We start from the raw sequence: 26,027 nt of genomic DNA, 5'->3' as shown, positions 1-26,027 counted from the left end.
GACGACCCGGCCCCGCGCGAGCCCGGGAACACCGGGATCGCCCGGCGAGGTCCGCTGGTCCAGCGCGCTGCGACAAGCCAAGGGCGTGGGCCGTTCCCCTGTGCGGAACCCGTCCCCGATCGCACACGCGTGCGTGACCTGTGCGTTAGTCTCTCGGGGCGCGGAAGCGGAACAGATGTAGACGGGGGAGCCGTGTCCTATTCGGAGCGCTGGCAGGAGCTGTTCGGACCGACCGACGGCGGGCCCGCGATGAGGCTCGCCTCGGCGGCCCCTGACCCCGCAACCGGCGGGGGCGGCACCGGAAGCCTCACACACAGCAACGGCCCCTGGACCAGCGCCTCCGCCACCGCCGCCGACCTGCGCATCAGCACGGAGACGAGCCGGTCGGCGCTCGGCCCCGGCCACGAGGGCGTCGCGGCGGGAGCCGCCGGTCTCAGCTCCGTCGCGGCCCTCAAGGGCGTGCTGACGTCCTGGGAGGAACGCCTTCAGTCGGTGCGGGACGAGTGCGAGCAGCTCAAGGGGACCCTGCTGACGGTCGCCAAGGAGATGGGCGAGACGGACACCGCGATCGAGACGTCCTTCAAGGGCGTCGACGGCGGCGCCAAGGCGGATGAGAAGCGATGACGGGAACCCTCACCTGGCAGCTGCTGCGCGACCTCAAGACCTCCGAGTTCACGGAGGCGGGCGACAAGTGGCACGAGGTCTCGGGCCGCTCGGACTCCGACCGCGTACGGGTCGACCGCGCGATGTCCGCGAAGCTCCGCGAGACCCAGGAGAGCGAGTCGGCGGAGGCGGCCCTCGGCAGGCTCCAGCGCCTGAGCCGCAACTTCCAGTACCTGCACACCGAGTGCGGGCTCGTCCGTACAGCGCTCAACGGGCTCGCCGGCGATCTCGCCGAGCCCCAGAACCAGTTGAAGCAGGCCCTCGCGGACGCCGCCGCCCTGAACTTCACCGTCCACGAGGACGGTTCCGTCAGCTACCCGGCCACCGAGGTCGAGGATCTGACCGGGGCGAAGAAGGAGGCCCCGGGCAGCAAGGTCCAGGGCAGCTCCCGCCTCCCGCTGGAACCGCCCGGCCTCGGCTCGCAGGGGCAGTCGCCGCTGTACCCCGGCTACTCGGGCTTCAAGCCGCTGAACCCGAACGCGGCGAAGGCGCAGGACGTGGCCGACCGTATCGCCCGCGCCGTACGGTCCGCGCACGAGATAGACGCCCGGTACGCGAAGACCCTCAGCGGTCTGAAGGCGGAGAAGGGCCTCGACGTCACCGAGTCCACGCTGAAGGACGTCTTCCGGGACACCTCCGACGTCCGCTCCACCGCCGGCACCTACCTCGGCGAAGGCGTCCCCGAGGACAAGAGCCCCGCCGAGCGCAAGAAGTGGTGGGACGGCCTGACCGACGAACAGCGCCAGGAGTACCTGGAGATCGCACCGGACCTGATCGGCGGCCTGGACGGCATCCCGGCGGTCTCCCGCGACGAGGCGAACCGCAACTACCTGCCGGTCCTCATCGACGACCTGGCGCGCCGGGGCGGCGACGACGCGGAGACCAAGCTCAACGCCCTCCGCATGATCCAGGACAAACTGGGCGAGCCGAGCCGCCCGCCCATGTTCCTCCTGGGCATCGGAGACGAGGGCAACGGACGCGCGATCGTCTCGTACGGCAACCCCGACACCTCCAAGAACGTCTCGGCGTACGTACCCGGCCTCAGCACCAAGCTCAACGACGAGTTCGTCAAGGACACGATGAAGCGGGCCCAGGACACGGCCAAGGGTGCCCAGCGTCTGGACCCGTCCAGTGCCTCGATCGTCTGGCTGGGCTACGACGCCCCGCAGAACGTGGACGTGATGACGAGGGGCGATGCGCAGCGGGGCGCCCCGGCCTACAACCAGTTCATGGCAGGCCTCTCGGCAACGAACGAGAACCACGACCCTCACGTGACGGCCATCGGGCACTCCTACGGCTCGCTCACCGTGGGCACGGCCGCCCAGCAGTCCGGCGGGATCCCGGGCGTCGACGATGTCATCCTGCTCGGCAGCCCCGGCGTGGACGCCCAGAAGGCGACGGAGCTCGGCGTGGGCAAGGAGCACGTGTTCGTCGGCGCCGCCGACAACGACCCGGTCACCCACCTGCCCACGAAGGGCGAGGCGGCGCTCGGCTGGATGCTGGGCGGCCCGGTGGGGGTTGCGGTCGGACGTGACCTCTTCGACATCGGCAACGACGACGTGTACTTCGGCAAGGACCCGGCGAGCGAGGCCTTCGGGGCACAGCGCTTCCTGGTCGACGACGGACCCAGGATGATCCGCGACGGCGGAGGGTTCGACGCCCACTCCCAGTACTTCACTCCGGAGAAGGACCAGACGTCGGCGAACAACATCGCCAGGATCGTCGCCGGACACCCTGAGAAAATCGTGAGGGAAGACTATCGATGAAGCGCATCACACGGACCATTCGCCTGACCTGTGCGCTGGCCGTGGCCGGCGCGCTGCTCGCCGGGTGCGGGCTGTCGGACGGCGCCAAGGACGGACGAGGGGCAGTGGCAGGCATGGACATGCAGTCAGCGGCGGAGCGCGCCGACGCGATGTTCTACGCGACGGTCGGGGCGATCAAGCCGGAGATCGAATGGGTCCACGACACCACGACGACCGGCAGCTGCGACGTGACGCGCTACTGGACCGTGATGACGGTCGTCTCCCCTGAGCGCCGCGGCAACTTTCTCGGTGTGGTCGAGAACTTCTGGAAGGCGAGCGGCTACCGGATCAAGACGGTGAATCCGGACAAGGACATGCCTGAGATCATCGCCACGTCCCCGGACGGCTTCGGCATCATGGTCCTCTTCGGGCACGAGGGGCAGGCCTTCTTCGAAGTCACCAGCCCCTGCGTGGACGAGTCGACGGTGGCAGCGCCCACCAAGGCGGCGAACGGCCGCACCTACGAAGGCGACATCCCCACCCCCAACGTCCGCTCCGACTTCTGGTCCGCCCAGACCCCGGCACCGGGCCCCGCCCCCTCGTCCTGACCGCAGGCGGGACGATGGCATCCGTCAGAACGACACGTCGATGTAGTCGATGTCCGTGAATTCGACTTCGAGCCGGTCGGCGCGAGTGCCACCGTCCTTGAAGCAGATGTCCTGGAGACCTTCGGCGACGATCGCGCGCAGTTCCGGATCCCGGCGCCGTGCTGCTGGGCGTCGAACAGGCGCCGTGCGCAGGTAGGCGGCAGGTGGACGGTGAGGCGTCGCATGCGGCCGTCGTCGGTGGTGCCGATGGGCGCGGTGTAGCCGAACCGCGCCCGGGTCTCCACCGTGATGCCGGTACTGGTGGCGGCCTGCTGCCGCCGGCGCCCACGGACCTTCGGCTGCCAGCGGGCCCGCACCGCGGCGTCGATCCGGTCAGTGATCGCCTTCGGCGGGGTCTTGCGCTCCTCCCCCCGTGCGGTAGCGCTCGACCGAGCGCTGGCTGACCCCGAGCTCCTGCGCGATGACCCTTGGTGAGACTGAGCGCTTTAGTTGGCGCCGGCTTTGGCTACGTCGCGTTCTGCCGGTGTGACGCACTGTGTGTCACCGTCGTAGCCTTCGCGCCATACGTAGCCCTGCAGGCAGGTGTCCGGTCCGTAGGCGCCGCCGGCGGGGTCACGGTACTGGTTGCCGTCACTGCCGCCATTGCCGCCACTGCCGATGATGCCCCCGCCGGTAAAGTCGCCGTCCTGGTCCCTGTAGACCCTGCCGGAGTCCTTTTGGCCGGTGTTGCCGCCGTACTCGGTGGTGTCGTCGTTGGTCCCGGGTATGTCGGAGAGGACGCCTGCGACCGCGAGCGGGGCTGTGGGTGCGGTTGCCGCTGAGGCCGGTATGGCGATGGCGCCGGAGATGAAGGCGGCCGAGGCGAAGGCCAGCAGGTAGCGGGAGGTTCGTCGGGCGTGGCGGGGGCGGTGCGTGGTGTGGGACATGAAAGCGTTCCTCGCAGGTGGGGGCTGGTGGGAGGTGCCGTCGTTCGCTACTTCCAGTAGGCGTCATGCTGACGGGCTGGTCATGTCACAGAAAGTCGTGGCTTGACACCTGCGGGAAGGTCCCGTACACCTGCCGAGCCCCTGCTCACGGAGATCGTGTGCCGGGCGTCCGATCTTGGTCGCCCATGGAGCAGGCCGGGTGGGAGTGCCCCCGGGCCGGGGCCCGCGCCCACCAGTACGCCGCCCCACAGCTTCTGAGCATCGGAGTTGTCCATTCGGGCCAGATACCGCGCTCAGTCACACTTGGTCGTCTTCGGCCTGCCCATCAGGAAGTTGATACGGCCCTGCAGGGTCTTGGGCGGCCCCCGAGTGAAGGCCTCGCTGGCTGTGTACGCGGAGAAACCGGTTCTCCGTGAACGCAATGTCCGCGATCAGCACACCCGCGGCCGGATGCACTTCATGGTCTTCTCCGAGTCTTTCGACGCGAAGGCCATGTGCCGCTTCCTCACGCGGATCACCGGACACTTCGACCAGAAAGTCCACCTGATCGTCGACCGGCACTCGGCCCACCGCTCGAAGACTGTCCGGGCCTGGCTCGCCGACCACAAGGACGAGATCGAGCTGCACTTCCTGCCCTCGCACTCACCCGAGCTGAACCCGGACAAGCTGGTCAACGCCGACCTCAAACGCAGCCTGCCCCACACCCGCCGGGCCAGGAACCAGGCCGAACTCGCCGCCGAAACCCGTAGGTTCTTCCACCGCCGACAACGCCAGCCCCACGTCATCACCGGCTACTTCAAAGCCCCACACGTCCGCTACATCCTCGACGAGTGAACCCAATGAGTTTCCGAATCGGGGGATCCAGTAGCTTTTGGTGCCGCCGCCGCATCCGCATCCTGTCCCCAAGCATATTCATCGGCAGGCAACAGAATGTCATGTCCGTGTCACTAAGAGCGGGCTCCCCCCACGGAGGCACACCTCTCCCCACGAGGCGTACCTCTCCGCACGGAGGCACACCATGAGATCCTCACTCGCGTCGCGGCGCCGGCGCGTCGCGGCACCCGTACTCGTCCTGTCCGCCCTGCTCACCCTGCTCGCCCTGGTCATCGTCCCTGCCGGCTCCGCCAGCGGAAGCACCTCGGCGTGTGCGCTCCAGGGGACGACCGGCTACACCGACGAGGGCCAGCAAACCGACTACAACCGGTTCCAGAAACCGGAGGGCACCAAGCGCGTGGGCGTGATCTACGTGGACTTCCCCGACGCCGTCGGGACCACCACGCCTCTCGATCGTTACTACAACCAGATATCCGGCGCCGCCGACTGGATGTGGAAGGCATCCAACGGCAAGGTCTGGCTGGACATGCGAGCCCCATACGGCAACTGGGTGCGCATGCCGAAGAACTCCACCGACTACAACTGGGCGCGCGGGTTCTCCTGGGACACGCACCGGGTATATCTGAAGGACGCGCTCGCCGGTGCCGCCGACGCAGGCGTCAACCTCGCCAACTACGACACGTTCTACATCGTGCCGACCAGCACCGCGGCCGCGATCACCCACACCCCCACCTGGGTCCAGGACCCTGCCAACCCGACCTGGGTCTGGAACAAGGCGACGAACGCCTGGGTGATGATCAAGTGGGCGGTGACCTTCGGACAGGACATGTGGCACTGGGGCTACAAGGTCGCCGACCACGAGACCGGCCACACCTTCGGCCTGCCCGACCTCTACGCCTTCAACGGCGAACAGCACCAGTACGTCGGCGGCTGGGACGTCATGGGCAAGGTGAGCGGCTCGGCCCCGCAGTTCCTCGGCTGGCACGTGTGGAAGCTCGGATGGATCACCGACAGCCAGGTCTCCTGTCTGTCCACGAACGGCACGTACTCCACCAACCTGAACGGGGTGGAATACGGGGGCAGCGGCTACAAGCTGGCGGTGATCAAGACCAGCGCCACCACGGCCTACGTCGCCGAGTCCCGCAAGGCCGCCAACAACGACTCCAACGCCTGCACCACCGGCGTACTGATCTACAAGGTCGACACCTCGGTCGCCAGCGGCAGCGGACCGGTCCGCGTGGTGAGCAACCCCAAAGCCGCCGCACCCACCGGGAACTGCACCACGCTGGACATGCAGACCTGGAAACCCGGCCAGACATTCCAGGACGACACCGCCCGCATCCGGATCCACGTGAACAGCTCCGACGCGTACAACGACACCGTCTGGACCTACAAGTGGTGACCGCATAGCGTGAAATGTCTCTGGGGCTGCCCGCCGGGGGCCGGCGGGCAGCCCCAGCCCGGGAAGCCGGTACGCTCCGGCAGTCGGCGATGGGCTTCGGCCGGCAGCGCCTCTGCTCGGCTACTGCGCCTGGATCGACCGGAGCATGTTCTGGCGGGCGGCGCCCTGCGGCTGGCCAGATCGCCGCCAGCAACCGCACGGCCTCCTGCGCATCCGGCGACCAGGTCCGGGCGTCCCCCACCAGCTCACTCACACACCGTCAACGAGCCTGAACCCAAAGCTTTTCGGATCAATAGCTGGGGTAAGGTTTTTGATCTTCGATCAGGTCTCGGACGAGCCCGGACCCCGCATGGCGCCTGTCAGCGGGGCCAGCGCGCGCCATCCCATCGTCTCGTACAGGCCTCGGCCTTCCGGCGTCGCGCCCAGCACACCTGCCGTGGCGCCCTGCCCTGCGGCGGCGGCCGTGAGCCTACCCATCACCAGGCGTCCCAGGCCGCGGCGCTGGTGGGCGGGGTCGGTCTCCACCTGGTCGACGACGGCGCTGAGGCCGGTGACGGCGATCTGGCCGCGCGCGGCGAAAGCGCCGTCGGCAGTGCGCACCAGGACGCGGGTGACGCTGGCACGAGTCCAGGTATCCAGCCGGTAACCGTCGGGCGTTTCGGTCAGGGCTCGGGCGTGGGCGACGGGCAGCGAGGCGGACATCAGGTAGCCGGCTCCGCCGGCGAGGTGCCAGCCAGGTGCCAGCCAGGGTTCAAGTGCTTCCGGTGGGACGAATGCCTTCAACCAGACGCCGGGCGCGGTGGCGTGCTCGGTCACCTTGCGGACGGTCGCTTCGTCTGCGGAGTGCAGGACATGTCGCATGACATGTCCGGGCAGGCCGACGTCGATGGTGAAACCCCAGGCACGGGGCACAGGTTCGGCTGCGCCGCGCGAAACGGTCCAACCATGGACCCATGCTCGTACGGCCTCGGCCGTGTGCGCGAAAGGCAAGGTTCCCCCCGAGTAGGTAATAGACAAACTCGCGGGATGATTATTACATCAGGAGGTCGTGGCGGATCGTGAAGAACGCCGCGCTCCGGCAGGCCCCTGCAGGCTTCCGCTCCACCCCGCCCCGCCATGGCCGATCGCCAGCCCTGATGGCGCAATGACCTCGTCCAGAACGGCGTCGCCGCCCTTGATGCGACAGGCCGGGTTGAGACCCTCGTCAAGGTCCTGGATGACGCGGTCCGACCTCTGCAATAGGGGGCCGGTTAGTTCGGCAACCGAGCCCCTATCCCAGCTGTACATCAGCAACGTCGGGCAGTTCTGCACTCAACTCTCTTGTGACACCTTCCGCGAAAGCGTCACAACAGTTCGGGTGCACCCTCCCGAACGGGACCCGCGGCCTCCGGGTGACCCGGACCGCCGGCCGAGGCAGCGCCACGCAGCGCCGCCTCGACCCGGCGGTTGCCGGTCATGGTCGCCGTGACGGCGGTCATGGTGAGGAGGAGGCCCGCGGCGGCGAAGAGCGGGGTGCGAACGTCGTACGTGGTGGCCAGCCAGCCGCCGAGGAAGGCGCCGAACGGGGCGGCGCACATGGCGAGCATGCGGGAGGTGGAGGCGACCCGGCCCATCAGGTGGGCCGGGACGATCGCCTGCCGGAGGGAGGGCGCGAGCACCATCGTGGCGCCCATGCCCGCCCCGCAGACGGCGAGCGCGAGCCCGGCCACGTACGGATTCGGGGCGGCGGCGAGCCCCAGGATGGCAAGCCCTTCGACCGTGGTCGTGCAGGTCAGCACGGTGCCGGTGCCGAGTCGCCGGCTGAGGAAGGAGGCGATGCCCGCGCCGAGCAGGCCGCCGGTGGCCTCCGCCGTGAGGAGCAGGCCGTAGCCGAAGGTGCCGATGCCGAGACGGTCGTGCGTGAAGAGGGCGAGTACGGTCTCCACGGCGAGGAAGGCGACGTTCCCGATCGCCGGACGCAGCGCGAGCCCGAGCAGCAACCGATCCCGGAAGACGTACGAGGCCCCGGCCCGCGCCTGCCGAAGCAGCGACTCCCGGGCCTCCGGTACGGGCCGGGGCGCGGCGGGCAGTGACCGTACGAGCAGTGCGGAGAGCGCGAACGACACCGCGTCGGCGAGCAGCGGAACCGCCCGCCCGAGCGCGAGCAGCGCACTGCCCGCGGGCGGCCCCGCGAAGCCGGACGCGGCGGTCTGGGTGCCGCGCAGGCGGGAGTTGGCACGCTCCAGGAGTGCGGGGTCGCGGCCGAGCAGATCCGGCAGATAGGCCGTGGCGGCCGTGTCGAAGAAGAGTCCGCCGAGGCCGAGCAGGAAGGCGACGGCCGCGAGCAGCGGAACGCTCAACACGTCGAGCGCGGCCGCCGCCGCCGGTATCGCGAGCAGCACCGCACGCGCCGCGTCCGCGACCCACATCGTGCGCCGGCGGTCCCAGCGGTCCACCAGCGCACCGCCGAGCACCCCGAAGAGCAGCCACGGCAGCGTCCCGGCGGCCGTGACGACGGCGAGCGCCATCGGATCGCGCGTCAACGTCAACGCGAGCAGCGGCAGCGCGGCATGCATCACCCCGTCACCGAGCGAGGACACCGTCTGCGCGGTCCACAGCCGGCCGAACCCGGCTGGCAACTTCCTTGCATCCGAGGTCACTTGGCATCACCCTCGGCCTGCCCGCGCGGCGCCGGCCGGAACAGCGCGAAGGCGAGCGACACGTCCGGCAGCAACGGATCGGACAGCTCCCGGTACTCGTCCGCCAGTGCCTGAAGCCGCGCCCCCAGCTCCGCGAACTGCTCCCCGGTGAGCCGCAGATGCGCCATCCGTACGTGCCGCTCGCCACCGACCGGCGCCGCCTCCAGGTCCGCCACCGCATGCCGCATCAGCACATCGGGCTGCCCCGCCCCCGGATCCGGCAGCACGATCGCCGGCGCGGCCATCGCGTAGTACCGCTCGGTGACCCCCCGCACCTTCCGCGTCCGCACCACCTTCACCAGGCCGGCCCGCTCGAGCAGCCGCACGTGATAGCTGGAACTCCCCTTCGCGAGGCCCACCCGCTCGGCGATCTGCGTGATCGTCGCCGGCTCGAAGCGGAGCACGGCCATGATCCGGTGGCGCGTGAGATTGGAGACGGCGCGGAGCTGCGCGTCAGTGGTGACGTGAAACGTCTCGGGAAGATCATCGGCAGACATGCGCCCAATGGTCAACGATTCTTGACCATTGGGCAAGTGGGTTCCGTACGGTCTTCCGGAATTCGCCGTCCGGCGCGAGAGGCCTCCGCATGCAAGGTGGCCTGAGACCGCCGACACGGCTGCCGGCTCGTGGACAACGCACCCGGGAAGCGTCCGGGCGCACGGTGCTCACCGAGAGGGAGGTCCGCTCCGCCGAGGCATGCTGACGGGGTCCTTCCGGTCGGCGTGGGCTCCGCGAGGTCGAGCTGCGAGGTTGGTGGAGGGCGGTGCCGGCGAACCCGTCCCGCGGTGGCCCTGCGGCCGCACGAGGGCGCGGAGGCCGCCTCCAGCGGAGCGTTCACTCTCAATTCATTGCAACGGAATGCTGGCCTTTGTTGCATTAGCATCAAAACCATTGCAACAACTTCTTACCTCCTACCTGCGCTTATGGCTGTTTTACGCAACGAGTGTGTTGCCACACCTACGAACGCAACGTAGCTTTTCCTTCATCGGAAACAACGAAGCGAAGGAAAAGACCATGCAGAAGTTCGCCACCACCGCCCCGATCGCCACCGTCCTCGACATCCCCGCGGGCCGCATCCGGTTCATCGCCGCCGACCGGGCCGACACCACCGTCGAGGTCCTGCCCGCGAACCCCTCGAACGGCCGCGACGTGAAGGCGGCGGAGCAGACCACCGTCGAATACGGCGACGGCGTCCTGCGGATCGCGGCCACACCGGCGAAGACCCCGATCCTCGGCAACTCCGGATCCGTCGAGGTGACCATCCAGCTCCCCGCCGGCTCCCGCGTCGAAGCCAGGACGGCCAGCGCCGAACTGCGCGGCGTCGGACGCCTCGGCGACGTCACCTTCGAGGGCGCGCACGGCACGGTCAAGCTCGACGAGACCGCCGGCGCCCACCTCACCCTCCAGGCCGGTGACATCGCGGTCGGCCGCCTCGGCGGCCCCGCCCGGATCAGCACCCAGAAGGGCGACCTCCACATCACCGAGGCCGTCCGCGGCACGCTCACCCTGCGCACCGAGCACGGCAACGTGTCCGTCGGCGCAGCCCGCGGCATCTCCGCCGCCCTCGACGCCGGCACCTCCTACGGCCGCATCCACAACGCCCTCATGAACACCGAAGGCACCGCCGGCCTCAACATCCACGCCACCACCGCCTACGGCGACATCACCGCCCGCAGCCTCTGAGTGCCAGCCCGACGGCTGACCGGACCGTCAGGCCGGGGCCGAAAACAGCAGAAGGACCCGGATCCTGTTGAGGATCCGGGTCCTTCTGAGCAGTAGCGGGGACAGGATTTGAACCTGCGACCTCTGGGTTATGAGCCCAGCGAGCTACCGAGCTGCTCCACCCCGCGTCGATGCCCCCACCTTACGGCACCCCTGGCCTGGGCTTCGCCAGGTTTTTCTGCCCCTCCTGCTGACAGGCGATGGTGACGAGTTGGATGTCCACCCTCACCCGAGCTGGCCGGCTGCATCGTCACCGAGATGGAGCTGCGGCGGCCGCCCGTCGGTGGCGACGTGGGGTGGAGGGGACGGCAAGCCGACGGGCAACTGGTCATGCCGAGCGGGTTCTCGGGTCTGCAGTACGGGCACGGCTCGATGCCCTCGGCGGCGGCGAGCTCCGCCTCCAGCTCGCTGGTCGCCCGCTCGGCCAGCTTCTGCTGCCGGCCCAGCCACGCCAGTGCAGCCCGCCAGCTCTCCAGACGGGCCTTGAGTCCGCTCACGAGGACCACGCCCCGGGCTCGGCGACGGTGAACTCCTCGCCAGTCCAGCGCACGATCAACTCCCGCACTCCGTCCGGTCCGCTCTCGGCCGCGCGGAACAGCTCGACCCGGCCCGCCGTGCTCCAGCCCCGCTCCGCCCAGTACGGGTGGGAGCTGATCAGGCACGACAGCCGGATCAATTCTTTTCACAGGTCGGTGTACGGGGGGATGACGCGGACGATCGCGATGAGGTGGAGGCGGGGCAGGGGCAGGGCGTAGAACCAGCCGTCGGCGAGGAGGGGGATACGGCGCAGTCCCCCGGGTACGCCCTTGCGGGCTCCTTCGCCGATGTCGGTGACGTCGACACCGACTTCTGCGAGGGCGACGAGTTCGTCGGCCAGGCGCTCGACCTCGTCGATCACGTGGTGGGGCAGGCCTTTGACGACGTGCTCGGCGTCGGGGTCGTACTCCCACCGCCAGGGGTTCAAGACTCTCCGCCGTGGGGCAGGCCTGCCTCGGCGGCGGCCTTGTCGAGGATCCGCCCGATCTCGGCCGCGATCATCCGTCCTTCCCCGGGGTCGGTGACGTGGGCGGCGCGGGCCTCCAGGTGCCGCAGCCGCGCAGCCAGGTCCGGGTGCCGCTCGATCGCGACATGCAGGGCCCACTGCCGCAGGAACCGACGCATCGGGGCGGAGCTGACCTCCTCGCGTGCCCGGGCGACCGCCGCCGCGCGTTCGGCGTCGAAGGTGGCCACGGCGTCCGGCGCGATGCGTGTCAGTGCGGCCCGCAGCTCCTCGACGGTGGCGGCCGGCTGCGGCACGCCACCGCCGTGAGGGTGCTCGGCGGCGGTACTCATGCCGCGTCCTGGCGTTCGCCGGAGTGCTGGCGGCGGTGGGCCGCGGCCAGGGTGGAGACATGCTGCCGTGACCAGCCGACGGCGGCTGCGACCGCGGCGGGTCCGCCCCGCTCGTAGCCGGCGGCGATCCGTCCGGCCGCCTCGCCGAGCGCGGAGCGCGCCTGCTCCAGAGCGGCTGCGGCTTCCTCGACACGGCGGGCAAGGCGGTCCAGCTCGTGAGCCTCGTCCGGATCCAGTGCCACGCGCGTGAGCCGTGGGGTGGTTGTCATGGAGCGAGCCTGCCCCACCCACCCCGCAAACGCAAGCGCGCTTGACATATGGGATGGGTTTCCATCGATGGCCTTCGCGCACGTCGGGTGGCCCAGGAAGCGGATGCGCCAGCGCCGGGCGGCGGCGAGCCGCTCGGTGATGTCGACGACCACCTGCAGCAGCGCGTCGAGTTCGGGGGCCGGCCGCCGGAGGTTCTCCGTGGACAGCGGCCACAGGGTCACGGTGTCCAGCCCGGTCACCTGCTCGCACCAGCCGAGCGCGTCCACGCCCCGCTCGCCTCCCCTGCGGTAGCCGTCGATCAGCGGGAGCGCCCGGGACCGGGCCCAGCGGCGGTTGCCGTCCAAGACCACTGTCGGCGGTGGTGAAGCGCGCGACGGCATCGGGCACGGGCCGCTCGCCAGCGGTGGTGAGGGTGGTTGCGATCTGGTGCAAGGCAAGCGGCTGCGGGGTGAGCCAGGCGGCAGCAGCACGCAGCATCGTGCCCGTCTTTGGCTCGGGGGCCGGGCGGATCGATTCGGCTTGGGCTGTGCGGGTGAGCAGGGCTGCACCAGCCGATGGCGGGCGGCTACAACCGTTGAGAACGAGGCGGATGCCGCAAGCCCGGTGCGCCTTGCACACACTCATTCCCCTGGTGCGCAGTGTTTCTGCGGTGGAGGCGATCATGCCCGCGATGAAGTGGACCGATGAACTGCTGGACCCGCTGCGCAAGGCCGGCGATGTGCCGGCTGACGCGGCGATCGAGGAGATCTACGCGCTGGGCCAGCAGGAGCAGGTACGCCAGGCCCTGCTGGCGTTGGACGGCAACAGCCAGGCGGTCCCCGCCGGTCTGCCGCCCAAGCTGCAGGAGTACTTCGACCGCTCGGCCGACTTGCCGCAGTGGGCTGACGAGGTCCTGATCGCCCGCGGGCAGAGCCTTTTGGGCCGCTACCAGGGGCACATCGTCACGACGCTGCTGTGCGGGTCCCTGCCTCTGTGCTACGGCTGCGCAGACGGCGCGCAGGTCCTCTACCGCTCCACCCGCCTCACCCAGGGCGTCTACCGCCGGCTGATGGAGACCGCCCAGTTCGTGGTCGACGTCCTGGAGCCAGGCAGTCTGAAGCCGGGAGCACGCGGCGTGCGGTCCGCGCAGAAGATCCGGCTCCTGCACGCCACGATGCGCTACCACCTCGCCCGCAAGGAGGACTGGGACACCTCGTGGGGAGTTCCCGTCAACCAGGAGGATCTCGCCGCGACCTTGATGAGTTTCTCCGTCATCATCCCCCGAGGCCTGGCCCGGCTCGGCGTCGAACTCCCCGCCCAGGACCGGGACGCGTTCTTCCACATCTGGCGGATCATCGGCCACATCATGGGCGTGAACGAACACGTCAATCCCGCTTCCTACGAGGACGGCTCCGCCCTCGTCGACGCCGTGCTGCACCGCCAGCAGCGCCCCTCCGAGGCGGGGACCGTCCTGACCAAGGGCGTCCTCGACTTCATCCGCGAGGTTCTGCCCACCCCGCTGTTCGCCGGGGTCGGTCCCTCACTGATCCGCCACCTCGCGGGCGACCGGGCCGCCGACGTCGTCTCCGTCCCGCCGGCCGACCTCACCCAGCTCGCCCTCGCCGCCCAGTCGCCCCTCAGCCTCGGCTACGGCAAGACCGGCGACACCGTCCCCCTCCTGGCCAAGGCATCCAACGAACTCGGCCTGGCCGTCTTCAAGCAGGGACTGCGCCTGACCAACAAGGGCCGCCGCTACCAGTGGCAGGTCCCCACAGGCCTGACCCCCACTCACTGAGTCCGGCAGGCCGCCCGGCGCCGGCATGGCCAAGGCGGCGTCGGCGCGGCGCGGCGCGGACCCGATCGTCGCCAGTGACAAGAGAAGTCCCCTGCGCCGTCGACGGTGCACACCGGAACGACGCCGGCCCTCCGGTGGTCTCCGGCGGGCCGCCGCCGGTGGTCGGTTGGGGTTGGGGTTGGGGTTGGGGTTGGGGTGGCTCCGGCCCCCGCTGCCGCGCCTGTCAGGCAGGTGCGGTTCGTCCGCGATATCGGCGAACCGGCCCGTGCATCCTCGCGCCGGCGTGCGTGTGGTGCAGAGGTATGGGGCCGTGTGGCCGGGCGGAGGTCACCCGGGTGGGCGCGTATCACCCTCCAGGTCCTCGGCAAGTGCGCGACCGGCAAGACCGCGACCTTGTCCCTTTACGGCCTGACGGGCATCGTTCTCATCCGGCCGGTTCGCGGCGCCCGCTCCTGACGCCCTCGGGGATGCATCGCATGTAGGACCTATTCAGAGCGGCTGGGCGTCGTCTGGACTGCGGCCATGGCTTCTGGGACTGTAAGAGGGACAACCAGCCTGGTCTGGTGGGAGACCCCGCGCCGCCCCTACGGCCATCTCAATGGCCAAGGCCCGGTACGGGTGGTCTCGCTCGGCTGCGCGCGGCCCTACGCCACGCGCTCAGCGGCCTTCTCTCCCGCATCGGCGGGCGACCGTGATGGGCTCGACCCCTGAACGGGGCGAACCATGAACGACGGCATCCGCGTCACCATGAGCCACGATCCAGAAGGCACAGTCATCACGGTGGCCGGCGAACTGGACATGGACACCTGCCCGACCCTGCACCAGGCCACCACCGCTGCGGCGGCCCATGGCGGCCCCTTACGCCTGGACCTCACCGGCGTGCCCTTCATGGACGTCATCGCACTGCACCTGCTGCTCGACCTCCAGCGCGACTTCCAGCGGCGACAAGCACCGTTGGCCATCAGCGGATTCCAGCGGCAGCCCACACGTCTCCTCACCCTCACTTCCAGCGAGCACCTGCTCTGCTGCACCCCGCCACGCAACGTCGTCTTCCCGCCGGTCTTCCGGGAGTTGGGTTCCCGCCTGACGCCGGCCTTGAGGCGTACACCCGCACATGCTGTCGACGTCGCGACGCGTCGGTGTTGACCACCACAGCCGGCGCAACCGTCCGAAGACCGCCCCGTCGGGGCCGGCTGCCGGCGCCGCACGTCCCGTGCCGAAGGAGAGCGGGCCGACCGCAACGGTGGCACCGCGCTCTCGGATCCTTGCGGCGGTCACGTCCGCGTCGTCGACGGCGAGAGACACCAAGACCGGCCCCCTCGCGGCGGCACGCCCGGACGTTGGCCGGAGCAAGGGTGCTGCCCGGTCAAGTGGCTCGCTGGACGTGAGCGTGGAAGGCAGGCCGTCGCCGGCGCGACGCCGTGCGCCGGAGTGGGGAGGCCGGTGAGGCGGTCGCCCGTCGCGTTAGGGATGCGTCAAGGCTTTTGGGGACGGGAATCTGCCTGCAAGCTCTGCACGCCCCTCGAACGCGGGGCATGGTCCCCCCGTAGGCACAGCTGCTCCGACCGTCCTGTGCGGGCCCTCACGGCCCGGACCGGTGGCACATGGGTGCCAGGTGATGCACGGGGCACAAGGGCAGGCGGGTACCAGAAGCTGCCCCCTGCGGTGAGGGTCCGTGCCGACGGCGCCCGCATACTCGATGATCCTTGCGAGGCCCTGAGCCAGTGGCCGTCGTTCGGGTGCGCTGGACAAGGCCGGAAGGATTGATGGGGGACATGAAGGAAGCGAACGAGCCGGTGATGCCGGAGGCGGTGGACAGCCCCGCTCTGCGGACTCAGCCGACCGGTGCCCTGGCACAGTGGCTGCTGCGCCACCGGGTGCAGCCGGTGGGGCCGGCTGCCGGTGAGGGGCATGCCAAGCCGCACGCGTGGTGGAAGGTGATGTGCCTGACCGGCGTCGACTACTTCTCCAGCCTCGCCTACGTGCCCGCGATCGCCGCCCTCGCCGCCGGGGCGGTTTCCCCGCTGGCGACGCTGCTGATCGTCGCGCTGACCCTGCTGGGGATGCTGCCGATGTACCGGCGGGTGGCGAAGGAGAGCCCGCACGGCGCCGGTTCGGTGGCGATGCTCGAGGACCTGCTGCCCTTTTGGTGGGGCAAGCTGTTCGTGCTCATCCTGCTCGGCTTCGTAGCCACCTCGTGGATCATCACGATCACCCTGTCCACGGCGGACGCCTCCGTACACGTGGTGGAGAACCCCTTCTTCCCCGCCGCCCTGCACGGCCACGAGGTCGCCCTCACGGTGGCCCTGCTGCTGGTACTGGGCGGGGTGTTCCTGCTCGGGTTCAGCGAAGCGGTCAGCGTGGCCATCCCCCTGGTCGCCATCTTCCTCGTGCTCAACGCCGTCGTCATCGGCATCGGCCTCGCCCACGTGTTCACCACCCCGGGGGCATGGTCAGAGTGGACCGACGCCCTCGCCGAGGGCGGAGGCGGCTTCGGCGACCTGATGGGCCCGGCGCTGCTCGCCTTCCCCCTGCTGGTCCTGGGCCTGTCGGGCTTCGAGACCGGTGTGAGCATGATGCCGCTCGTCGCAGCCGAGGGCGCCGACGAGGAGCAGCGGCTGCGCTCGCGGATCCGCAACACCCGAAGGCTGCTGACCACCGCCGCTCTCATCATGAGCGTCTACCTGCTGTCCGCGAGTTTCGTCACCACCCTCCTCATCCCGCACGAGGAGTTCGAGCCGGGTGGGGCCGCCAACGGCCGTGCCCTGGCGTGGCTGGCCCACGAGCACGTCGGAGAAGGGTTCGGCACCGTCTACGACATCAGCACCATCCTGATCCTGTGGTTCGCCGGCGCCTCCGCCATGGCGGGACTGGTCAACATCGTCCCCCGCTACCTGCCCGACTACGGCATGGCCCCCGAGTGGGGACGGGCCGTCCGCCCCGTCGTCATCGTCTACACCGCCCTGTGCATCCTCATCACGATCGCCTTCGACGCCGACGTCGACGACCAGGCCGGCGCCTACGCCACCGGCATCCTGGCCATGATGGTCTCCGGCGCCTTCGCCGTCACCGTCTCCGTCGCACGCCACCGCCGCCGCGCGGCCACGATCGGCTTCGCCCTGCTCACCGCGGTCCTGCTCTACGCCCTGGTCGCCAACGTCATCGACAAGCCCGACGGCATCGTCATCTCCGGCTTCTTCATCGCCGGCATCATCCTGGTGTCGCTGATTTCCCGTGTCTCACGCACCACCGAGCTGCGCGCCGACCGCATCGTCTTCGACAGTGACGCCCGCCGCTTCATCGACGACACCCTCGCCCACGACAACGCCATCAACATCATCGCCAACCGCCGCCAGGCCGGCGACGTCGACGAGTACAGCGCCAAAGAACGTGAACAGCGCGGCGTCAATCCGGTACCCGGCCAGGCCGACGTGATGTTCCTCGAGATCGACGTGGTCGACCCCTCGGACTTCAGCGACACCCTCACCGTCCACGGCGTCGAAGTGGACGGCTACCGGATCCTGCGCGCCGACGCGCCGGCCGCGCCCAACGCCATCGCCGCGATCCTGCTGGCCCTGCGCGACGCCACCGGCGTCCAGCCGCACTGCTACTTCGCCTGGGCGGAAGGAAGCCCACTGGTGCACATGGTCCGTTACTTCCTCCTGGGGCGCGGTGACACCGCACCGGTCACTCGCGAGATCATCCGCAGCCACGAACCCGACCCGGACCGCCGTCCCGGCATCCACGTCGGCGGCTGACCACTGCACCTATGCAGCCACTTCCAGGGATCCTGGGAGGGGAGACGAAAGGCAGCCAGAACATGACGTCAGCGCCAGATCGCCGCATGCGGATCAGGATCATCGCCCTCGCGCTCTGCGCGGCTGCCATGGTCGCTGTGGGCGTGGCCGTCGACTGGTGGTGGCTGCTCGGGATCGGGGTGTGGGTTCTGGTCGTGGCGTTCCTGACAGAGATGATTTATCGGCCGTAGGCCGGTGGCGCCTCCTGGCCGCCTGTGCCGCCGAGGCCCCGGCCCTGGTCCGCGAGCGCGTCCAGGCGGCGGGCGCCTTCGAGTTGCCGTGCCCGCGCCCCCGGCGCCCGATCTTTGGAAGGCTGCGCGCGTGCCGGATGGCGGGCCTCGGCGCGGGCGTTGGAACGGGCGCCGCGCGCGAACCGGGGCGGCGGCGCGCAGGTCGTCCTCCAGCTGTTGGTGGCGCTCGTGGAGGCGGTGGAGGCGGCGACCTCGCGTACCGCGCGCATGGTGCGTACGCCGGGCCGTGGCCTGCCGCCCAACGCGACCGTTACCGGTGTACCCCGCACGCCGCCGCGCCCGGCCCCCGGTCCGGAGCGGCCGGGGCCCGCCCGTACGCGCTGACCCCTCGACAAGGGAGCCCACCCCCATGGCAACCCCCGCACACGCCCCCCTGCCTGGTGACCGTTCGCCGAAGCGCTCGGGGACGCGGCGCAGACCGCGGCGATGGCCTTCCACCTGGTGATGGCCGTGACCGACGCGGTCCGCCGCGCCCCACAGAAAACGCCTGCCGGGCAAGGAGGCGGAGCTCGGCGAGGACGCCGAAGATGGTGCCTGGCCGGCCAGTCCTCCAGCCCCGCATACAGGGCAAGGCCACCGGGGTTCCAGGCCAGCATGTCCATGCTGCGGCTGATGACGTAGGCGGGATTCGGCCGCAGCGCTTCCAGGAGCAGCTTGAGGTGGGGGCGCACGGTACGGCTCGGCGCCGGCGGCGGCTCGGGCGCGTAGCGAGCTGCCCGGGCGGCCAGCTCGCGCAGGTGCTGGTGTTCCTGGTCGTCCAGGTGCAGGGCGCGGGCGAGCGCGTCGAGGACGGAGGGGCTGGGACGGGTCTCCTTGCCGCGCTCCAGGCGCACGTAGTAGTCGATGCTGATCCCGGCGAGGGTGGCCAGCTCCTCGCGGCGCAGCCCCGGGGTGCGGCGCAGGCCGGTGCCGACGGTGAGGCCGGCCTGTTGCGGGCTGGTCTGGGTGCGGCGGGCGCGCAGGAAGAGGCCCAGCTCCGCACCCTCGCTGCCCGCCCGGTGGGGGGTCCTGTCATTACCCCCGAACAGCCCGGCCTGCCTACGGACGCGAAAAACCGCGAGGCTGGGCACACGGCGATCCGGAGCCGCCCTTTCGGGCAGCCCGCCCCCAGCGAGGCAGCCAGGGATGCCAATCGCCGCCCGTGACCGCGCGTCGCGGTGAGCGAGCACCGAGGGGCGTCCAGGGTGGACACCGCCGGAAAAGCACGACGGAGCGGAGAAAAGCGGATGCGCTACATCAAGCTGCGTGACCTGGAGGTATCCCGGATCGGGCTGGGTGCGATGGGCATGTCCCACGGCTACACCGGATCCGGGACCGACGAGCCGGAGTCCATCCGCACCGTGCACCGGGCGCTGGAGCTGGGTGTCACGCTGATCGACACCGCCGAGATCTACGGCCCCTACACCAACGAGGAACTTCTCGGCCGGGCACTGAAGGGACACCGCGACCAGGCGGTGCTGGCGACGAAGTTCGGCCTCGTCTCGCATCACGGGGCAGGCGCGTGGAACCTCGACAGCAGCCCGGCCAACATCCGCACGGCCCTCGAAGGCTCGCTCAAGCGTCTCGGCACCGACCACATCGACCTCTACTACCAGCACCGGGTCGACCCGAACATCCCGATCGAGGAGACGGCCGGCGCTGTCGGCGAGCTGATCGCCGCGGGCAAGGTCCGCGCGTTCGGCCTGTCCGAGGCCGGCCCGGACACCATCCGCCGCGCCCACGCCGTCCACCCCGTCACCGCGGTGCAGTCGGAGTACTCCCTGTGGACCCGGGGCGTGGAGGAGCGGGTCCTGCCCGTGCTGCGCGAGCTGAACATCGGCCTGGTGCCGTTCTCACCGCTCGGACGCGGCTTCCTGACCGGCACGATCCGCTCCACCGACCAGTTCGACGAGGACGACTTCCGGCGCGGCAACCCGCGCTTCACGGGCGAGAACTTCCAGCGCAACCTGGCGATCGCCGACGAGGTGAAGGCCATCGCCGCCGAGGCCGGCGCCACACCCGCGCAGGTGGCGCTGGCCTGGCTGCTCGCGCAGGGCGACGACATCGCCCCGATCCCCGGCACCAAACGCGTAAGCCGGGTCGAGGAGAACACCGCCGCCGCCGACGTCGAGCTGACCGGCGAACAGATCGACAAGCTCGACAGCCTGCCCCCCGCCGCCGGCGAGACCCACACCGAAGCCCAGGCGCAGATGCTCGAACGCTGCCCCCCATCCCCTTCTGCCCCCGTGCCTCCGGCTGCAGCCGGATCCCGGCCGTCCGGCCGCCCAACGACTCCCGCGTCCCCCGAGCGACAAGGAAGATTCCCGTGCAGACCGTCACCCTGAACAACGGCATCGAGATGCCGATCCTCGGCTTCGGCGTCTACCAGATCCCGCCGGAGCAGACCGAGCAAGCTGTCGCCGACGCCCTCACGGCCGGCTACCGGCTGCTCGACACGGCCGCCGGGTACGGCAACGAAGAGGCGGTCGGCCGCGCCATCAAGAACAGCGGCATCCCGCGCGAGGAACTGTTCGTCACCACCAAGCTGTGGATCCAGGACGCCCCCGCCGAGGACAACACCCGCCGCGCCTTCGAGACGTCGCTGACCAAGCTGGGCCTGGACCACCTCGACCTGTACCTGATGCACCAGCCCTACGGAGACGTCTACGGCCAGTGGCGCGCCATGGAGGCAGTCAACCGCGAGGGTCTGGCCAAGGCGATCGGCGTCGCCAACTTCCATCCCGACCGGCTCCTGGACCTCATCCTCAACAACGAGGTCACCCCTGCCGTCAACCAGATCGAGACCCACCCCTTCTTCCAGCGCACCGCCGACCAGACCCTGATGCGTGAGCACGCAGTCCAGCACCAGTCCTGGGGCGGCTTCGCCGAAGGCAGGAACGATCTGTTCACCCACCCCGTCCTCAGCGAGATCGGCAAGGCGCACGACAAGTCCGCGGCCCAGGTCGTACTGCGCTGGCTGATCCAGCGGAGCATCGTCACGATCCCCAAGTCGGTCAACCCCGACCGCATGGCGCAGAACTTCGACGTCTTCGACTTCGAGCTCACCGACGACCAGATGGCTCAGATCGCCGGCCTCGACACCGGAACGACGCTGTTCTTCGACCACCGCGACCCCGAGATGGTCGCCTGGCTCAGCAAGCGCCGCCTGGACAGCTGAACGTCACAGGAAGCAACAGCGCCCCGCCCGGTCCCACAACCACCGCCGGCCGGTTAGGGATACCCCCGACGCGCGCGCCCAGGTATCCGCCCGGCACCACCCGCCCCAACGGTTCACCCGGAGCCGTCCACGTGATCGCACCCCACCACAGCACCGACCTGCCAAGCCGGCGCACCGTCCTGCGCGGGGCACTGCTGACAGGAGCCACCGCCCTGACCGGAACCCACCTGACGGGCTGCTCACCACCCTCACCACAGTCGGACACGTCCACGCCCGCCGAGCCCGCCGCCACCACCGGAAGCACCGAGAGGAGAGTCCTGCTGGCCTACTTCTCCAGGCCCGGCGAGAACTACTACTACGGCGGCCGCACCGACCTGAAGGTGGGCAACACCGAAGTGCTCGCGAGGAAGATCAGCAGCCGCGTCACCTGCGACACCTACCGCATCCAGGCCGCCGACCCTTACCCGCACGACTACGACGCGACCGTTCAGCGCAATCTCCGCGAACAGGAGGACGATGCCCGGCCGGCCATCGAAGGCCGCCTGCCTTCCGTCGACGGCTACGACACGGTCCTGCTCGGCAGCCCCATCTGGAACGTCAGAGCACCCATGATCATGACGACGTTCACCGCCGCCCTGAACTTCCGCGGCAAGACCATCCACCCGGTCACCACCCATGCCATGAGCGGGCTGGGCACCACCGAACGCGACTACGCCGCCTCCTGCCCTGGCGCGACCATCGCCGAGGGCCTCGCGCTACGAGGCGAGAGAGTCGACGGCGCCGACACCGAGATCGAGGAATGGTTGCGACGCCTCGGATTCCTCTCGTGAGCTCTCGGAGCTGAGAGATGCACCGGGTCGCTGTTGGCCGACCAGCCAGGAGTCACAGCAGTCCGGCGGCGGCCGGTGCGTGGTTGCCCGGACATCGGGCCCACCGCACGGATCAGGGCACTCGCAGGCCCCCGATCCCACCTGCTAAAAGCCCCCGATGCGGCCCGTACGCCCCAAGAAGACGGCACGGGTGCCGACGTAAGGTGCTTGGAAGGAACCCCTGATGAGCAAGGTCATTTTCGTGACCGGTGCCGGCCGCGGTCTGGGCACGGACATCGCCCGCGAGGCACTGACAGCCGGCCACAAGGTCGTCGCCACCGGCCGCCGCCCTGAGGAGGTCGACAAAGCCCTGGGCCGAGCGCAGGACAACCTCCTGGTCACCAAGCTGGACGTCACGAGCCTGGACGACGCCCAAGCAGCCGCACAGGCAGCCATCGACCGCTTCGGCCGCATTGACGTCCTGGTCAACAACGCCGGGAACTTCTTCGCCGGCTACTTCGAGGAGATCACGCCCGCGCAGATGCGCCAGCAGATCGAGACCAATCTCTTCGGGCCGATGAACGTCACGCGCGCCATCCTGCCCATCATGCGCGCACAGCGTGCCGGCCATGTCATCACGCTCTCCTCGTCCGCCGGCATCATCGGGCAGGAGTTCTGCGTCGCCTACGCCGCCTCCAAGTTCGGCGTCGAGGGCTGGATGGAATCCCTGCGCTACGACGTGCAGCCGTACGGCATCCACACCACCGTCGTGGAACCCGGCTTCTTCCGCACCGAGCTCCTCATGGACGCCTCCACCACCTGGCCCGAGCCGACCATCGACGACTACGCCGAGCGCACCACCGCCACCATCGAAGCCTGGAAGAGCATGAACGGCCGGCAGTCCGGCGACCCCGCCAAGCTCGCCCGCGCCCTGCTGACCCTCGCCGGCCAACAGCAGCCGCCGCTACGCTTCGTCGCCGGCGCCGACGCCATCGAGGCGGTGAAGGCCAAGGCCCGGGAGCTGTTGGCACAAGCCGAGGCATCCCGCGAGCTGGGCGGCAACCTGGCTCACGACGACACCACCCTCTGAAGGCCCGAACACCCGGGCGGCCGCCGAGCCATCGTGGCCGCCGCGGTCCGCGGCGCCCTTCAGGCCGGCCGGTAGTAGGGGGCCGGGGGTATGGGACGCCCTGAACTTCCCGTGGACTTCACGGTCCCGGCCCGCGGCGAGCCGGCCACGGCGCTGCGGGAGCTGTTGCGGCTCTTCGCCCGGCGTGCACGTCGTCGCCTGTGCGGAGGCGCCGGGGATATCGCGCCGCAAGGTCGCCGAGTGGGGCAACGCGTGGAGGTTCGCCGGTTCGACTCACCCCAGTCGTCGCCCCGGCCGACTGGGCGCTGGCCGAGACGCGTATCCGGGAGGCGTCCGGACTCCTGGGCCGCGCCGGACAGGTTGCTGGCGCCGGGGATGTCGCCGCGCTCGGCGACCTCCTGGCCGTGTGCGCCGCCCAGTCCCCGGCACTCGTCCGCACGAGGGTGCAGGCGGCGGCCGACGCCTTCGAGCAGGCCGCCCGCGCGCCCGGTGCCCGCTCCCTCGAGCGACGCGCACGTGCCGGTTGGCGGGCGTCGGCGCGGGCACCGCGCGCGGGCCGTGGCGGCGGCGCCGCGGTCCTGCTGACGCTCCTGATCGCGCTCGTGGAGGCGGTGGAGGCCGCCGCCACGGCCGGGGCGCTCGGCGCGGGGGAAAGCGGACCGGCAGCTGTCGATGCGTCTGCTGAAGGCGATCGAAGAGGCTGCTGATGACGGGACCGGCCTGTCGGGGGAGTTGTCGGAGTTCGAACGAGCCGCGCACAGCTTTACGGGGTGGCCGAGCTGGGCTGGGAGTATCCGCTGCCGAGGCACGGCTTCCCGCGCGTGTGAACCGGACGCCGGTCTGGGGCGGCTTGTCGGCGGGGCCCGGCAGAATGCGGGGGATGGACTATCTGGCGGCGTTGTTGGCCGAGGGCTGGTGGTACCCGGTGGGGGTCGCGGTGATGGCGCTGGTGGCGTCGGTCCGCATGTACCGGTTGATGAGGCAGGCCCTGTCCCTCCCCGGCGGGCGCACCCAGCCGTTCGGCTTCACCGAGGTGTTCGCCGTGGTGATGCCACTGCCGACCGCCGTTCCGCTGCTGTACGCGCCCGTGTTGTACGGCTGGATGCTGGGGGAGCCTGTGGCCCTGGGCAGCGTGGGTACGGCCGTGGCGTGGGGGCTGGGAATCGTCGGGGCGGTGGGCGTGTTCGCCGCCGGCACCCGCGTCCGCGACTGACGCCAGCCCTTCAGGTGGCCGCCCGTTCCGGACCGGCTGCCGGTCGGCCCCGCAGGGGCCTTTCCGGGAAGGGGGCTCCAGGGGATGACGGCTCCCCTGGGGGTCGTCCGACGGCCTCAGCCGAGGCGGAAGTGCTGGTTGCTGGCGTTCACGCAGTCCCACTGGACCAGCGCTGCGTCGTTCTGCGCGTGCAGGGGGACTGCCCGGTCATGGCCCACTGGCCCACCAGTTGGCCGGGTTGCAGCAGGCCGGTGTAGACCTGGCGGTGTTCCTGCCGCAGATGGGCCGGATAACCGCCGGGGCCCATCAGACCGTTGCTCCGCGAACATCGCGCGGACGAAGGCGGAGGGCACCGACCGGTGGGTCGACCAAGGCGCTGGAGGCAGCGCTGGAACATGCTCCGAAGGAGCCCTCCGCGACGGACCGGGCACTGGCCGGGATCACCGACAACTCCGGACCGCTGGACAAGCGCGAAGACTTCGAAGGGGAATGGTAAATGGCTGCGATTGTGTATTTCCGGAAAATCTCGGAGACCGAGGAGCTCGTGGAGTACGAATTCGGTGACGACCCCGACAACTTTGAGCGGCGATTGACCATGGACAAGGCGTCCTGCACCTCGACGGTCCAGGACGCGCAGATCGACTATACGTTCCTGAAAGCCTCGCGGAAGCTCAACGCGCTGTACACGGAGCGGGGTGTGTGGCCGGAGCGGGGGATGAGCGTGAGCTGACCATGGATTGCAGGCGACCTCGTATTTCCCGTCGTTGACCGCTCTAAGAGGGTGTCTCACGTGGCAAGTTTCGCGAGCTTCTTGTAGCAGGTCAGGGCGGCGGCCAGGCCGAGGAACGCGAGGAAGTGCGAGCCCTTTCGTTCGTATCGGACGGTGAGGCGGCGGTAGCCGAAGAGCCAGGCGATCGACCGTTCGATCTTCCAGCGGTGCCGACCGAGGCGTTCGCCGGACTCGATGCCGGGCCGCGCGATGCGCGCGACGAGCCCGCGCTCGCGCAGCCAGGCCAGGTGTTCGGCGGAGAAGTACGCCTTGTCCGCGCGGAGTTTGACGGGTCGGCGCCGCCGTGGTCCCCGGCGGGACCGGACGGCGGGTATGCCGCGGATGAGCGGTTTGAGGGCGAGGCTGTCGTGCATGTTCGCGCCGGACACGGCGACGGCGAGCGGGATGCCCTGGGCATCGGACAGCACGTGCGGCTTGCTGCCCTTCTTGCCGCGATCGACCGGGTTCGGCCCGGTCAGCGATCCCCCCTTTCGGCGCGAACGGAGGCCGCGTCGACGATCGCCGAGGTCCAGACCACCTCGCCCCGGGTCCCGAGTTCGTCCAGCACCCGCCCGGTGCAGCCGACGCCACAGGCCGGCCTCGGTCCATACCGTGAAGCGGCGATGCGCGGTGGCGGGCGACGTGCCGAACGTCGGCGGCAGATGCCGCCAGGCACAGCCGCTGGTCAGCGCGTACACCACTGCCGTGAACACGGCCGCTCGTCACACTAAGAAGCCATCTCATTTGGATGATTGGGTAGGCTGTCGGTTGTGGCGGGGATTGTTGAGCGGCTGGTGCCGGATGAGTTGTGGGAGCTGTTCCAACGGGTGGTGCCGGAGGCGCCATCGCGGCCTCAGGGCGGTGGCCGACGTCGGCATGGTGACCGTGAAGTCTGGCCGCGATCGTCTTCGTCGCCACCTCGGGTTGTACCTGGCAGCAGCTGCCTGCGGCATCGTTCGGGCCGTCGGGGGCGACAGCCCACCGACG

26 protein-coding genes, 1 tRNA gene and 3 pseudogenes are annotated in these 26,027 nt (G+C 69.9%); 17 read left to right on the top strand and 13 right to left on the bottom strand.

Annotation, left to right across the window (positions count from 1 at the left end):
- Window positions 1-192 precede the first annotated feature (192 nt).
- The 3 genes from ACZ45T_RS29565 to ACZ45T_RS29555 are packed head-to-tail and all read left to right on the top strand — an operon-like array spanning window position 193 to window position 3,016.
- Complete coding sequence (locus ACZ45T_RS29565; protein ID WP_468446581.1) at window positions 193-624, top strand: hypothetical protein; 432 nt, start codon at window positions 193-195, stop codon at window positions 622-624.
- Window positions 621-2,429, top strand: a complete 1,809-nt coding sequence (locus tag ACZ45T_RS29560) for an alpha/beta hydrolase (protein WP_468446579.1) — start codon at window positions 621-623, stop codon at window positions 2,427-2,429. The genes ACZ45T_RS29565 and ACZ45T_RS29560 overlap by 4 nt, the downstream gene beginning before the upstream one ends.
- Complete coding sequence (locus ACZ45T_RS29555; protein WP_468446577.1) at window positions 2,426-3,016, top strand: hypothetical protein; 591 nt, start codon at window positions 2,426-2,428, stop codon at window positions 3,014-3,016. The genes ACZ45T_RS29560 and ACZ45T_RS29555 overlap by 4 nt, the downstream gene beginning before the upstream one ends.
- Before the next feature lie 24 nt (window positions 3,017-3,040).
- Here the strand turns inward: ACZ45T_RS29555 and tpg are convergent.
- Together tpg and ACZ45T_RS29545 are read right to left on the bottom strand one after the other, a co-directional pair.
- Window positions 3,041-3,550 (bottom strand): annotated as a pseudogene (gene tpg / locus ACZ45T_RS29550) (telomere-protecting terminal protein Tpg).
- Entirely contained in the window at window positions 3,502-3,942 is a 441-nt protein-coding gene (locus ACZ45T_RS29545) for a hypothetical protein (protein WP_468446575.1), read from the bottom strand. The pseudogene tpg and the gene ACZ45T_RS29545 overlap by 49 nt, the downstream one beginning before the upstream one ends.
- Before the next feature lie 450 nt (window positions 3,943-4,392).
- Between ACZ45T_RS29545 and ACZ45T_RS29540 the strand changes: the two genes are divergently transcribed.
- Entirely contained in the window at window positions 4,393-4,776 is a 384-nt protein-coding gene (locus ACZ45T_RS29540) for a transposase (RefSeq protein ID WP_468446573.1), read from the top strand.
- 184 nt (window positions 4,777-4,960) lie between these two features.
- Window positions 4,961-6,178, top strand: coding sequence for a M6 family metalloprotease domain-containing protein (locus ACZ45T_RS29535; RefSeq protein ID WP_468446571.1), 1,218 nt, complete (start codon window positions 4,961-4,963; stop codon window positions 6,176-6,178).
- A gap of 321 nt (window positions 6,179-6,499) precedes the next feature.
- On the opposite strand, the gene ACZ45T_RS29530 is transcribed toward ACZ45T_RS29535, so the two are convergent.
- From ACZ45T_RS29530 to ACZ45T_RS29520, 3 genes are all read right to left on the bottom strand, one after another.
- Complete coding sequence (locus ACZ45T_RS29530) at window positions 6,500-6,994, bottom strand: GNAT family N-acetyltransferase (RefSeq protein WP_468446569.1); 495 nt, start codon at window positions 6,992-6,994, stop codon at window positions 6,500-6,502.
- A gap of 527 nt (window positions 6,995-7,521) precedes the next feature.
- Complete coding sequence (locus tag ACZ45T_RS29525; RefSeq protein WP_468446567.1) at window positions 7,522-8,817, bottom strand: MFS transporter; 1,296 nt, start codon at window positions 8,815-8,817, stop codon at window positions 7,522-7,524.
- The gene (locus ACZ45T_RS29520) at window positions 8,814-9,353 is read right to left on the bottom strand and encodes an ArsR/SmtB family transcription factor (RefSeq protein WP_468446565.1); all 540 of its coding nucleotides are present in this window, start codon (window positions 9,351-9,353) and stop codon (window positions 8,814-8,816) included. The genes ACZ45T_RS29525 and ACZ45T_RS29520 overlap by 4 nt, the downstream gene beginning before the upstream one ends.
- Before the next feature lie 517 nt (window positions 9,354-9,870).
- On the opposite strand from ACZ45T_RS29520, the gene ACZ45T_RS29515 reads away from it, so the two are divergent.
- Window positions 9,871-10,539: a DUF4097 family beta strand repeat-containing protein gene (locus tag ACZ45T_RS29515; protein ID WP_468446563.1), complete on the top strand. Its 669-nt coding sequence runs from the start codon at window positions 9,871-9,873 to the stop codon at window positions 10,537-10,539.
- 93 nt (window positions 10,540-10,632) lie between these two features.
- Here ACZ45T_RS29515 and ACZ45T_RS29510 read toward each other — a convergent pair.
- From ACZ45T_RS29510 to ACZ45T_RS29490, 5 genes are all read right to left on the bottom strand, one after another.
- Window positions 10,633-10,706 (bottom strand) — tRNA-Met (locus tag ACZ45T_RS29510).
- Between the two features lie 365 nt (window positions 10,707-11,071).
- Window positions 11,072-11,254, bottom strand: coding sequence for a hypothetical protein (locus ACZ45T_RS29505; RefSeq protein WP_468446561.1), 183 nt, complete (start codon window positions 11,252-11,254; stop codon window positions 11,072-11,074).
- Window positions 11,255-11,260: 6 nt separating this feature from the next.
- On the bottom strand, window positions 11,261-11,542 hold the full coding sequence (locus tag ACZ45T_RS29500) for a hypothetical protein (RefSeq protein ID WP_468446559.1): 282 nt from the start codon (window positions 11,540-11,542) through the stop codon (window positions 11,261-11,263).
- Entirely contained in the window at window positions 11,539-11,910 is a 372-nt protein-coding gene (locus tag ACZ45T_RS29495) for a DUF6247 family protein (RefSeq protein ID WP_468446557.1), read from the bottom strand. Before ACZ45T_RS29495 ends, ACZ45T_RS29500 begins: the two co-directional genes overlap by 4 nt.
- Window positions 11,907-12,524 (bottom strand): undecaprenyl diphosphate synthase family protein, encoded by a 618-nt coding sequence (locus ACZ45T_RS29490; protein ID WP_468446555.1) that lies wholly within the window; start codon window positions 12,522-12,524, stop codon window positions 11,907-11,909. Before ACZ45T_RS29490 ends, ACZ45T_RS29495 begins: the two co-directional genes overlap by 4 nt.
- 326 nt (window positions 12,525-12,850) lie before the next feature.
- Here ACZ45T_RS29490 and ACZ45T_RS29485 point away from each other — a divergent pair, with 326 nt between their 5' ends.
- Together ACZ45T_RS29485 and ACZ45T_RS29480 are read left to right on the top strand one after the other, a co-directional pair.
- Window positions 12,851-13,954 (top strand): oxygenase MpaB family protein, encoded by a 1,104-nt coding sequence (locus ACZ45T_RS29485; RefSeq protein ID WP_468446553.1) that lies wholly within the window; start codon window positions 12,851-12,853, stop codon window positions 13,952-13,954.
- A 723-nt stretch (window positions 13,955-14,677) separates the two neighbouring features.
- On the top strand, window positions 14,678-15,100 hold the full coding sequence (locus ACZ45T_RS29480) for an STAS domain-containing protein (RefSeq protein ID WP_468446551.1): 423 nt from the start codon (window positions 14,678-14,680) through the stop codon (window positions 15,098-15,100).
- Window positions 15,101-15,121: 21 nt separating this feature from the next.
- Here ACZ45T_RS29480 and ACZ45T_RS29475 read toward each other — a convergent pair.
- Window positions 15,122-15,250: pseudogene (locus tag ACZ45T_RS29475) on the bottom strand (VOC family protein); the annotation flags it as partial.
- Between the two features lie 479 nt (window positions 15,251-15,729).
- Here ACZ45T_RS29475 and ACZ45T_RS29470 point away from each other — a divergent pair.
- Together ACZ45T_RS29470 and ACZ45T_RS29465 are read left to right on the top strand one after the other, a co-directional pair.
- On the top strand, window positions 15,730-17,712 hold the full coding sequence (locus ACZ45T_RS29470) for an APC family permease (protein WP_468446549.1): 1,983 nt from the start codon (window positions 15,730-15,732) through the stop codon (window positions 17,710-17,712).
- 62 nt (window positions 17,713-17,774) lie between these two features.
- Window positions 17,775-17,942 carry a hypothetical protein gene (locus tag ACZ45T_RS29465; protein WP_468446547.1) on the top strand — a complete coding sequence of 56 codons (168 nt, stop codon included), beginning with the start codon at window positions 17,775-17,777 and terminating at the stop codon, window positions 17,940-17,942.
- On the opposite strand, the gene ACZ45T_RS29460 is transcribed toward ACZ45T_RS29465, so the two are convergent.
- Complete coding sequence (locus tag ACZ45T_RS29460; protein ID WP_468446709.1) at window positions 17,930-19,030, bottom strand: helix-turn-helix domain-containing protein; 1,101 nt, start codon at window positions 19,028-19,030, stop codon at window positions 17,930-17,932. The two genes, ACZ45T_RS29465 and ACZ45T_RS29460, sit on opposite strands and share 13 nt — an antisense overlap.
- A 198-nt stretch (window positions 19,031-19,228) precedes the next feature.
- Here ACZ45T_RS29460 and ACZ45T_RS29455 point away from each other — a divergent pair, with 198 nt between their 5' ends.
- The 6 genes from ACZ45T_RS29455 to ACZ45T_RS29430 all read left to right on the top strand — a co-directional run bounded on the left by ACZ45T_RS29455 (window position 19,229) and on the right by ACZ45T_RS29430 (window position 25,001).
- Complete coding sequence (locus tag ACZ45T_RS29455; RefSeq protein ID WP_468446545.1) at window positions 19,229-20,326, top strand: aldo/keto reductase; 1,098 nt, start codon at window positions 19,229-19,231, stop codon at window positions 20,324-20,326.
- A complete protein-coding gene (locus ACZ45T_RS29450) occupies window positions 20,308-21,159 on the top strand; it encodes an aldo/keto reductase (protein ID WP_468446543.1) in 852 nt (283 codons plus the stop codon). The genes ACZ45T_RS29455 and ACZ45T_RS29450 overlap by 19 nt, the downstream gene beginning before the upstream one ends.
- 131 nt (window positions 21,160-21,290) lie before the next feature.
- The gene (locus tag ACZ45T_RS29445; RefSeq protein ID WP_468446541.1) at window positions 21,291-21,989 is read left to right on the top strand and encodes a flavodoxin; all 699 of its coding nucleotides are present in this window, start codon (window positions 21,291-21,293) and stop codon (window positions 21,987-21,989) included.
- A gap of 223 nt (window positions 21,990-22,212) precedes the next feature.
- Window positions 22,213-23,058, top strand: coding sequence for an SDR family oxidoreductase (locus tag ACZ45T_RS29440; protein WP_468446539.1), 846 nt, complete (start codon window positions 22,213-22,215; stop codon window positions 23,056-23,058).
- 880 nt (window positions 23,059-23,938) lie between these two features.
- Complete coding sequence (locus ACZ45T_RS29435; RefSeq protein ID WP_468446537.1) at window positions 23,939-24,271, top strand: hypothetical protein; 333 nt, start codon at window positions 23,939-23,941, stop codon at window positions 24,269-24,271.
- A gap of 496 nt (window positions 24,272-24,767) precedes the next feature.
- Window positions 24,768-25,001: a hypothetical protein gene (locus ACZ45T_RS29430; protein ID WP_468446535.1), complete on the top strand. Its 234-nt coding sequence runs from the start codon at window positions 24,768-24,770 to the stop codon at window positions 24,999-25,001.
- A 56-nt stretch (window positions 25,002-25,057) separates the two neighbouring features.
- On the opposite strand, the gene ACZ45T_RS29425 is transcribed toward ACZ45T_RS29430, so the two are convergent.
- Entirely contained in the window at window positions 25,058-25,753 is a 696-nt protein-coding gene (locus tag ACZ45T_RS29425; RefSeq protein WP_468446533.1) for an IS5 family transposase, read from the bottom strand.
- Between the two features lie 48 nt (window positions 25,754-25,801).
- Here ACZ45T_RS29425 and ACZ45T_RS29420 point away from each other — a divergent pair.
- Window positions 25,802-26,027 (top strand): annotated as a pseudogene (locus tag ACZ45T_RS29420) (transposase); the annotation flags it as partial.

This window comes from Streptomyces sp. NPDC030995, assembly GCF_055571215.1.
Note: the sequence above shows the minus strand (reverse complement) of the source record. Positions and strands in the feature narration are given on the sequence as shown.

Coding starts and splice junctions, on each gene's coding strand:
- ACZ45T_RS29470 (WP_468446549.1), top strand. CDS start 15,730: ATGAAGGAAGCGAACGAGCCGGTGATGCCGGAGGCGGTGGACAGCCCC.
- ACZ45T_RS29535 (WP_468446571.1), top strand. CDS start 4,961: ATGAGATCCTCACTCGCGTCGCGGCGCCGGCGCGTCGCGGCACCCGTA.
- ACZ45T_RS29520 (WP_468446565.1), bottom strand. CDS start 9,353: ATGTCTGCCGATGATCTTCCCGAGACGTTTCACGTCACCACTGACGCG.
- ACZ45T_RS29555 (WP_468446577.1), top strand. CDS start 2,426: ATGAAGCGCATCACACGGACCATTCGCCTGACCTGTGCGCTGGCCGTG.
- ACZ45T_RS29545 (WP_468446575.1), bottom strand. CDS start 3,942: ATGTCCCACACCACGCACCGCCCCCGCCACGCCCGACGAACCTCCCGC.
- ACZ45T_RS29430 (WP_468446535.1), top strand. CDS start 24,768: ATGGCTGCGATTGTGTATTTCCGGAAAATCTCGGAGACCGAGGAGCTC.
- ACZ45T_RS29480 (WP_468446551.1), top strand. CDS start 14,678: ATGAACGACGGCATCCGCGTCACCATGAGCCACGATCCAGAAGGCACA.
- ACZ45T_RS29540 (WP_468446573.1), top strand. CDS start 4,393: ATGCACTTCATGGTCTTCTCCGAGTCTTTCGACGCGAAGGCCATGTGC.
- ACZ45T_RS29515 (WP_468446563.1), top strand. CDS start 9,871: ATGCAGAAGTTCGCCACCACCGCCCCGATCGCCACCGTCCTCGACATC.
- ACZ45T_RS29440 (WP_468446539.1), top strand. CDS start 22,213: ATGAGCAAGGTCATTTTCGTGACCGGTGCCGGCCGCGGTCTGGGCACG.
- ACZ45T_RS29485 (WP_468446553.1), top strand. CDS start 12,851: ATGAAGTGGACCGATGAACTGCTGGACCCGCTGCGCAAGGCCGGCGAT.
- ACZ45T_RS29560 (WP_468446579.1), top strand. CDS start 621: ATGACGGGAACCCTCACCTGGCAGCTGCTGCGCGACCTCAAGACCTCC.
- ACZ45T_RS29435 (WP_468446537.1), top strand. CDS start 23,939: ATGGACTATCTGGCGGCGTTGTTGGCCGAGGGCTGGTGGTACCCGGTG.
- ACZ45T_RS29495 (WP_468446557.1), bottom strand. CDS start 11,910: ATGAGTACCGCCGCCGAGCACCCTCACGGCGGTGGCGTGCCGCAGCCG.
- ACZ45T_RS29455 (WP_468446545.1), top strand. CDS start 19,229: ATGCGCTACATCAAGCTGCGTGACCTGGAGGTATCCCGGATCGGGCTG.
- ACZ45T_RS29465 (WP_468446547.1), top strand. CDS start 17,775: ATGACGTCAGCGCCAGATCGCCGCATGCGGATCAGGATCATCGCCCTC.